An 8,764-nucleotide genomic window follows, 5' to 3' on the forward strand; every position below is an offset into this window, starting at 1 on the left:
CGCGAGCATGTAAACGCATATCAGGACGGGGGCGGGGGCGCAAGGTAAGGACAATCAAAAGATGGAGTGCGCGGACAGGGAAATCAGGTGCGGCAAATGCGGCCGATTGTTGGGAACAGGGACGGCACTTAGATTTATGGTCAAGTGCCGGTGTGGAACGTATAATCACATTCAAGTCGTCACTATGAGGGTCAAGAGCCCCATCTCCGAAAAATCGGAGTCAAACCATGCCACAGAACAAAGCTCTCCTGCCGCTGGCTGATAATGCGCCCGGCGTCAACGGTTTCAAGTACAGGCCCCGCTTTGGCGTCATCGTCATCTGTAAAGACGAGGAAGAGCATAGACGGGTGTATGAGCGCCTGCGCGGAGAAGGCTACAAATGCCGGGTGGTACGCGTATGAAGATCACCATCCACCACGAAAGTCCGGACTATCAGTCATACCGCGCCGCCTGCGTGCGATCTCTCTTCAATGCCGAAGCCAGCGACTTTCGGCTTGAGGCGGAATTGCCGCTTGACGCGGAACCGTGGCAAATCGGACTTATCGTCGGCCCGTCGGGTTCCGGCAAGTCTTCCCTTGGCTCTCGCATCTGGGGGCCGGAAGCGGTGCGCGGCTCTGAAGTATGGCCAACGGACGCCCCTATTGTTGACGCCATTGCTCCAGATTTCAAGGGTGGTGACTGGCAACAGGTGACGGCGGCACTTTCCGCCGTCGGCCTTGGCGACGTTCCGTCATGGCTCCGTCCGTACCACGTCCTTTCGACCGGAGAAAAGTTCCGGGCGTCTCTTGCCCGTATCGTCTGCGAAGCCCCGGAGCACGTCGTGATTGACGAATTTACCAGCGTGGTCGACCGTCAAATTGCCCGGATAGGCGCGTCAGCCTTTGCAAAGGCATGGCGGCGCACTGGTGGGCAGGCCGTTCTTCTTTCATGTCATTATGATATTATTGACTGGCTCGCCCCCGATTGGGTTTTCGATACCGCAACCGGCGATTTCCGCTGGACACGGGGGTGTCTTCAACGTCCCCGAATCGATCTCGACATATTCCAAACCAACTGGCGATTTTGGCCGCTTTTTGAGCCGCATCACTATCTGAGGGTGCCGCACATGGTGGCCGCCACAAACTACGTCGGATTTGTGGACGATCAGCCTGTGGCTCATGTGGCCGTCTCGACGCTGGCGGGACTTCGGGAAGCGCGGGCGTGCCGACTGGTTATTTTGCCGGAGTGGCAAGGCGCGGGCGTCGGCCTTCGCTTCCTTAATGCCGTTTGCGCTCTTTGGAGGCGTGGGCAAAATCGATACGGCAAACCGATGCGGACGCTTTTCCACACGTCGCATCCGGGACTTGCGGCGGCCCTACGCCGGAGCCCGCTATGGACGCAGGTTTCCGCCAGATTTTACGGCGAAGACAAGCTCAGGTGTCATAATTCCATGATCAACTCGAGGCAACGTCTTGGCGGAACATGGGCGGCGGTTGGATATGGCGGACACTTTCGGGCCGTGCAGGGTTTCCGGTATCTCGGTGAGGATGTGGCATGAAGATTGTACTTTTTGGGCAGAAATGGCTCGCCGCCGAAGTACTTAAAGCCATTACGGCTCTCCCCGGCGTTGATGTTGTTACTGTATGCCCGGACACCGAAACGCCCGATGCGCTACGCCGGACGGCCTTTAAGCTGGACATCCCCTTATATAATGATATGGACGCGCTCCCTCGGTGTGACATGGCGGTTGCGGCACATTGCCAGCGGTATATCCCCGCCGCCGTTCGTAGCCGGTGCGGGCTTGGTGTTCTAGCGTATCACCCCTCGCTACTTCCCCGTCATAGAGGGCGGGATGCCGTCAAATGGGCAGTGGCTATGCGTGACCCGATAACGGGCGGGACCGTGTACTGGATGGACGACGGCGCGGACACAGGGCCGATCGAAGCTCAGGAATGGTGCCATGTCCTGCCCGGTGAAACCGCCCCGGAAGTATGGCGGCGTTCCCTCGCGCCTATCGGAGTTCGGCTACTCACTGGAACGGTGGCACGGCTAGCAACAGGAGGGCGACCCCGAGCCAGACCGCAGGACGAACGTATAGCGACGTGGGAACCGGCATTCACAACGCGAAAGCTGAAGGCATAAAAGAAGGCGGGGAACTTCCCCGCCTTTGTAATTTTATTGCGGAATCTGCAATTCGGTTTTTGTCGAAGTTATCATGCCGCTAGAGGCGGGGTTATCGCGCGCATCAACAGTCATGGCGCAAGCGCCTGCGATTGAAGTGTAGCCATACCCAAAACCCGAAGCATAAGGAAAAGGCAAAAAAGCGTGCCGCAAATCACGCGCGTATTAGTTCACGGGGCCATAATGATAGGCAGGCTTTAAACGTGACCAGCAACATAAACGGCAAGATTAACGGCTGTTCAGGTTGCGGCTAATGATATGAATCAAGAACTTCCTGTGGTTCCTCAAGCTGTTCGACGCTCGGCAAAGCCCCTGAAAGGCCCGCTGCCGCGCAGGCTATAACAATCCGCATTCTATATGTCTTATTTTTTAGGAGAGCATCAAGTTCTTCTTTATATTCTTCGCTGATTGATTCTTCAGCGACATTTTTCACAGCTTCAAAAATTTCTTTATTTAATTGAAATATAACATCAATTCTGGATGATATTTTTTCATCATCCAAATTTTTCTTTGAATAATCATGGGCAAATTTATTTCTAATGTGTGAAATATTTTTTAATGAATCGTAAGCTGTTTTTCTCAGAAGTCCAACAGCACGGGCAAGGTTGACTTTGAAGGAAAAAGAATCTTCTCGTTTCAGGTCTATACTGCCGGGTACAATCCTTGCTTCAAGCATGTTCGTCAAGATGTCTTCAATATAAGCAACGCCGATAATAGCAATTTCCCTATCTGACTTTCCGGAGAGTAAATCAGAACATTCCAAGAAGACTTCACTCGCCCGCTTACTGTCAAAATCATCCATATTTTCCTCGCATAGAACACGCCTTTTCCGGGCGTTTTTTTATTTTTAGGTCTACACTCTTTTCATGAAATTACCATGACTGACCTTTGGGGGTAGTATATCTCCCTTGACACCAGTGGGGAACTGGTGCTGACATCCGGTATGGACATGCCGAACCACGACCCCACATGGTGATAACGCACCATGTAGAATTTCCGCCTATGTTGTGCCGTGACGGGGTGCAACAAAAACAGGTAAAGGTGAGGGGGGGTATAAGATGGATAATAACAACGGAGAAAACCCGAGAAATTCGCTGTTCACACTGTAACCGTCTGCTCGCCAAAGGCGAGTGCTCTATCTTGAGCGGAAATGCCCCGGTACGGGACCCTCTGCATACGGTATGCCATAGTATCCTCTACTCCAAATTTTTCATACCAAAACTAAACGGCGTTGTACACAAAATTGTCTGGCGCGTTACACTCACAAAAGGGGAGAAGGGAGGGGCCGCTGTCTATTCCGCGAAAGACTTCCGGCGCAATCGGGGAAAAGCGTAGCCACCCCTCGTAATGAGAAATACCTGTTTATAAATACATGATAGTCTGTTAGAGATCTACAATTTGTTGGCTTTCAAATCTGTCAGAGGCGAAAAAAAGGACGTTTTCAGGGAAGCCTTACCGCGTTTCCGGCGTGAAAACCCCAAGTTTCCGCAGGAACCCGCTTGCGGCACCCTCCCGGGGCTTCGGGAGGCGCGGCTGTCTGCCTTATACATAAATCCCTTATTTTTCCGGCAGGATAATGTCGAGATAGGCGATATACAGTTCCTTCACGTCGAGCGGGGCCTTGTCCTTGAACATCCCTTGCCAGAGCAGCCCCTGCATGATCGGCGAGACGAGAAGCTGCGGGAACCGCTGGAGCGCCGGGTGCGGGTGCTCATGCGCGGCGAGGCGCAGGTTCTCCCGGTGCAGCTCGAGGATCGGGGCGACGAGCCCATGGTAGAACGGCGCGACGAGCTTGGGGTTGTGCAGCCCTTCTGCCCACACCAGCCTGATGATCCGCGCCGTCCTTGAGCAGCCTTGTTCATCCAGCATCGGCCCGCAGAAACGGAGCAGCCTTTCGCGCAGGGTCGGCGTCTTGTCGTCGAGGATCTCCTTGGCCAGCGCGTGCATGGGCGCGAACGCAGACTCCGCGAGGCCGTTGAACAGCCCCTCCTTATCCCCGAAATGCAGATACAACGTGCCCTTGGCGACCCCGGCCCGCCGGGCGATGTCTTCCATGCGCGCTCCGGCGTACCCCTTTGCGGCGAATTCTTCCAGTGCGGCGTCAAGGATGGCCTCCCGGCGCGCTTCCGTCTTTTTCCGGCATTTCGTTTGTTGTGCCATGCGTCCGCCTACCGGGTTTTCTTGTTGATGGGTGTGGACAGCCAGACCAGCCCGGCCAGCCCGATGAAGGCTATGGACGCCAGCCAGAACAGCTCGTTGAACCCGAGCAGGAACCCTTGCCGCGTGATTTCGTTGGCGACCCAGACCTTGGCCTGTTCCGGCGAGAGGCCCATCTGCGTGAGCTGGTTGAGCCCGTGCTGCGCCGCCGGGTTGAACGGGTTGATGGACTCGGTGAGCCGGACGTGGTGCAGGGCTTCCTGCCGTTCCCACATGGTGGTGGCGAGGGACGACCCGATGGAGCCCGCCAGCACGCGGGTGCAGTTGGAGAGGCTGGAGGCGTTGGCGATGTCCTTGGCGTCGAGCCCCGAAATGATGATGCTCGTAAGCGGCATGAAGAACATGGCCACGCCGATCCCCTGTACGACCTGCGGCCAGAGGACGAAGGCGAAATCGACGTCCGGCGAGAACAGGGTGCGCAGGTAGAAGGCCGCCGAGAAAACCAGAAAGCTCATGGTGACGATGACCCGCATGTCGATGCGCTGCGCGAACCGCCCGATGAGCGGCGAGAGGAAGACCGGGAAAATCCCGATGGGCGCGAGGGAGAGCCCGGCCCACATGGAGGTATAGCCGAGCCGCGTCTGGAGCATCATGGGCATCATGACCACCCCGGCGAAATAAAACAGGAACCCGAGGCTGATGCAGATTGTGCCCACGGTGAAGTTACGGTGCCGGAACAACGAGAGGTCGACCACGGGATGCTCTTCGGTGAGCTCCCACGCCACAAGGAGCACCAGCCCCACGACCGTGAGGACGCCGAGGATCACGATGTAGCCGGAGGCGAACCAGTCCTTGTCCTTGCCCTCGTCGAGCATGAGCTGGAGGCAGCCCACGCCGATGATGAGGAGGATCAGCCCCACGGTGTCGATGGGGTTCTTGGCGGTGGCCGTCTCGCGCCCGGCCATGGGGATGCGCAGCGCGACGAGGCACACGGCCCCCACGGGTACGTTGACGAAAAAGATCCAGTTCCACGTATAGTTGTCGCAGATATACCCGCCGAGGATCGGCCCGAGGATGGGCGCGAGCACGATGGTCATGGACCACAGGGAAAGGGCGATGCCGCGTTTCTCGCGGGGATAGCAGGCCAGCAGGAGGCTTTGGGAAAGCGGGATGAGCGGCCCGGCGGCGGCCCCCTGCAAAATGCGGCAGATGATGAGCATCCCGAGGCTGCTGGATATGCCGCACAGGAACGAGGCCACGACGAACAGGAACGTGGACCAGAAATACAGCCGCACCTCGCCCATGCGCCGGGCGAGCCAGCCGGTGAGCGGGATGGCGATGGCGTTGGCGACCCCGAAGAAGGTGATGACCCACGTCCCCTGCGAAGACGCCACGCCGAGGTTGCCCGCGATGGTGGGCAGGGCGACGTTGGCGATGGTGGAGTCGAGCACGGTCATGGCCGTGACTACCGAAATCCCGATGGTGGCGATGACGAGCATCCCGCCCTGAAGCGGCGGCAGGGGCTGGGCGCGTCCGCTCATGGCTTGCCCTGGACGGGGCAGACGCCGGGCAGGGCGTTGTCCCGGATGATGCCGGAGATGGTCGCCTCGACGGGGGCGAAATCGACGGCGGGGGCCTGCGAGACGAGATCGCCGGGCACGGGTTCGGTGCGGGCCGAGGCGGCGAGGAGCCGCCCCGATGTATCGGACGTGTCGACCTTCACTACGGCGGACAGGCCCACCAGCAGGGGGTGTTCCCTGAGGTCGGCGGGGTCGATTTCAATGCGCACGGGCACGCGCTGGACGATCTTGATCCAGTTGCCGGTGGCGTTCTGGGGCGGCAGGAGGGAGAAGGCGCTGCCCGTCCCGGCGGAGAAGCCGGTCACGCGGCCATGATAGGTGACGTCGCCGCCGTACATGTCCACGCGGATCACGGCGGGCTGGCCGATGCGCATCTTGTGGAGCTGGACTTCCTTGAAATTGGCGTCGATCCACAGGCGGTGCAGGGGGATCACGGTCATGAGCGGGGTGCCGGGCGATACGACTTCGCCAGCCTGCACGCCGCGTTTGGCGATCTGCCCGGCGGCGGGGCTCAGGACGGTGGTGCGCTGGAGCGCGAGCCAGCAGTCGCGCACGTTGGCGGCGGCCTGGCGCACGGCGGGCTGCTCGGCGAGCCCGGTATCCAGCAGCACGGCGGCAAGCGCGTTGCGTTCCTCTTCGGCGGCGGCGAGCGCCACGGCGGCATTCTCGCGGTCGTCGCGGGCGTGCTTCAATTCTTCCGCGCCAATGGCTTTGGCCTTGCCCAGCGCCTCGCGCCGGGTCAGGTTGTCGGCTTTCTGGCGCAGATCCACCCGGCGCATCCGGATGGCGGCCTCGGTTTCCCGGAGCTGCGCCTGAAGGCGGCAGTTGTCGCGCACGGCGGAAGCCAGCGCCACGAGGGAGCGCTCATAGGCAAGGCGGGCGTCCACGGGATCAAGGCGCACGAGCGTTTGCCCGGCGGCGACCATGTCGTTGTCGTCCACATCCACGGCGACGACCTTGCCGCTCACCTGCGGCATGATGCGCAGCACATTGCCGGCGACATAGGCGTCGTCCGTGCTTTCCTCAAAACGCAGAAACAGATACCACCACGCGCCCGCGCCTATCCCCGCGAGCAGGAACAGCAAAAGCAGGAAGCCGACGATCGGGCCCTTGCGGGGGCGTTTGCGCCGCTGCGGAGCCTTGTCGTTGTCCGGGGTCATGGAAAGATTTTCGTCTGTCGTCATGAGAGGCTCCCGCGTGGTGCATGGTTCCCTGAACTGCCACTATTTTCACATGTTATGGGAGAAATTGAACTGACCGGTCAGTTTTATACCACGCCCCGCGCACCGTCAATCGGTTTTTGGCGCGCGGGGCGCCGTGCCGCGGCGGGTCCGCCTGCGCGGACGATGGAGGGGCGTCTTCGTGGCGGGCTGGCGCGGAACGCTCAGGCCAGTTCGGAGTCACGGCTTAGGGCATGTAAGCCGGGGCCTTTCAGGGTGTTCTTGCGCGGCCCTGTGCGCCGCGAGCCGGAGGGTACGTGGAGCCGTGGCGCGTCCCGTCCCGGCATACGGTTAAGGACGGCCTCTCGACATGGGAAACGATGGAAAAAACGCTGCGGGCTGTGAGGCTTGCTCTACGGGGTGCCCGCGCAACCGGGCGGGGGGCCTTCCCGGTCGGTGTGGGGGAGGAACGTTTGAGGGCACCGGGGTACGCCGCGTGTGCCTGTCCCGGGCGGGCCCGGCGGCATGGGGCATCCCATGCCCCGGCAAATCGGGATCAGGGCGACCCCGCCGTGGGGACCCGCCCGCGCCACGGCAAAAGGGGGCTCATCGGCCTTGCGGACGGAGCCGCGCGGCGCTCTCACGGGGAGGCTGTCCGGACGGGCAGGCCACGAGGATGAGGACGCTGCCGAAGATGAGGGCGATCCCCACGGCGGCGGACAGGGACAACGGTTCATGGAGAAAGAAGATCCCGAGGCAGGCTGCGGAGAGGGGCTCCGCGAGGCTGAGGGTCGAGGCGGTGGCGGCGGGCGTCACCTTGAGCCCGGCGAGGGTGAGGGAAAAGGCGATGGCCGTGGTCACGACCCCGAGATGCAGGGCCACGAGCGCGCCCACGGGCGTCGCCAGCCACGCCGCCGGGTAGATCCAGAAGACGGGCAGCATACACAGCCCGCTCAGGAGGCACAGGACCATCATGACGGATCCGGGCGCGGCGTTCTGGGCCAGTGGCTTGCTGAACACGAAATAGCAGGCGTAGGAGAACCCCGCGAGCAGGGGGAAGGCCATGCCCGCGAAGCTGGCCCCGCCCACGGCGTCGGCGTTGAGCAGGATCAGACCGATCAGGGCGAGCCCGGTGGCGGGATACCATGCCTTGGCGGGCTTTTCGCGCAGGAAGATCAACCCGAGCAGGGCCACGACGATGGGCGAGAAGCCAATGGCGACCACGGTGCCCACGGCGACCCCGGCTTCGAGCACACCCCGGAAAAAGAAGAATTGGAAGCCGAGCAGAGCGAGGGTGGAAGGCACGACGCAGCGCATGGGCCAGCGCCAGAACCGGGGCAGCTCCCCCCGGAACGCGCACCAGAGGAGCAGGGCCAGGCCGCCGACGAGCATACGCAGCGCGCCGATGACGTAGGGCGTCGCCCCTTCCGGGGACAGGGCCTGGACGGTCCCCGTGGTGCTGAAACACAGGGCCCCCAGAAGGATCAGAAGGGGGCCTCTGGCAAAGGGTGTGCTCATGGCTGTTTTTCCTGCGGGGGGCCAGCTTCTCCGGCACGGAGGCCGCTGTGCAATACGTCTTGTCCCAAAGGCAACCCGCGCCGAAGCAAGGCCGCGAACAAGGATTCGATAAACGCAAAAGTCTTGGGAGAGAGAGGGGTGGGGTTTGGGGAGGGGAGAGGGAACCTTTCTCCAGAAAGGTTCCCTCTC

Annotated in this window: 9 protein-coding genes; 4 read left to right on the forward strand and 5 right to left on the reverse strand. The window is 60.8% G+C overall.

What is annotated here, in order from left to right:
- Positions 1 to 61 precede the first annotated feature (61 nt).
- Genes T370_RS24445 through T370_RS0114565 form a run of 4 tightly spaced genes read left to right on the forward strand, consistent with a single transcriptional unit; the run spans position 62 to position 2,121 of the window.
- Positions 62 to 262 carry a Com family DNA-binding transcriptional regulator gene (locus T370_RS24445; protein ID WP_081847563.1) on the forward strand — a complete coding sequence of 67 codons (201 nt, stop codon included), beginning with the start codon at positions 62 to 64 and terminating at the stop codon, positions 260 to 262.
- Positions 228 to 401, forward strand: coding sequence for a hypothetical protein (locus T370_RS25540; RefSeq protein ID WP_169739156.1), 174 nt, complete (start codon positions 228 to 230; stop codon positions 399 to 401). The genes T370_RS24445 and T370_RS25540 overlap by 35 nt, the downstream gene beginning before the upstream one ends.
- Positions 398 to 1,537, forward strand: a complete 1,140-nt coding sequence (locus T370_RS0114560) for an ABC transporter ATP-binding protein (protein ID WP_029436147.1) — start codon at positions 398 to 400, stop codon at positions 1,535 to 1,537. The genes T370_RS25540 and T370_RS0114560 overlap by 4 nt, the downstream gene beginning before the upstream one ends.
- Entirely contained in the window at positions 1,534 to 2,121 is a 588-nt protein-coding gene (locus tag T370_RS0114565) for a formyltransferase family protein (RefSeq protein WP_029436148.1), read from the forward strand. Before T370_RS0114560 ends, T370_RS0114565 begins: the two co-directional genes overlap by 4 nt.
- Before the next feature lie 289 nt (positions 2,122 to 2,410).
- Here the strand turns inward: T370_RS0114565 and T370_RS0114570 are convergent, their stop codons facing one another.
- The 5 genes from T370_RS0114570 to T370_RS0114590 all read right to left on the reverse strand — a co-directional run bounded on the left by T370_RS0114570 (position 2,411) and on the right by T370_RS0114590 (position 8,575).
- Positions 2,411 to 2,962, reverse strand: a complete 552-nt coding sequence (locus tag T370_RS0114570; protein WP_009369058.1) for a hypothetical protein — start codon at positions 2,960 to 2,962, stop codon at positions 2,411 to 2,413.
- Between the two features lie 755 nt (positions 2,963 to 3,717).
- Positions 3,718 to 4,320: a TetR/AcrR family transcriptional regulator gene (locus T370_RS0114575; protein WP_005030041.1), complete on the reverse strand. Its 603-nt coding sequence runs from the start codon at positions 4,318 to 4,320 to the stop codon at positions 3,718 to 3,720.
- An 8-nt stretch (positions 4,321 to 4,328) separates the two neighbouring features.
- Positions 4,329 to 5,858, reverse strand: coding sequence for a DHA2 family efflux MFS transporter permease subunit (locus T370_RS0114580; protein ID WP_029436149.1), 1,530 nt, complete (start codon positions 5,856 to 5,858; stop codon positions 4,329 to 4,331).
- A complete protein-coding gene (locus tag T370_RS0114585) occupies positions 5,855 to 7,081 on the reverse strand; it encodes an HlyD/EmrA/EmrK family protein (RefSeq protein WP_005030036.1) in 1,227 nt (408 codons plus the stop codon). Before T370_RS0114585 ends, T370_RS0114580 begins: the two co-directional genes overlap by 4 nt.
- A 582-nt stretch (positions 7,082 to 7,663) precedes the next feature.
- Positions 7,664 to 8,575, reverse strand: coding sequence for a DMT family transporter (locus T370_RS0114590; protein WP_005030034.1), 912 nt, complete (start codon positions 8,573 to 8,575; stop codon positions 7,664 to 7,666).
- Positions 8,576 to 8,764 lie beyond the last annotated feature (189 nt).

It is taken from the genome of Bilophila wadsworthia ATCC 49260, assembly GCF_000701705.1.
Classification (GTDB): Bacteria; Desulfobacterota; Desulfovibrionia; order Desulfovibrionales; family Desulfovibrionaceae; genus Bilophila; species Bilophila wadsworthia.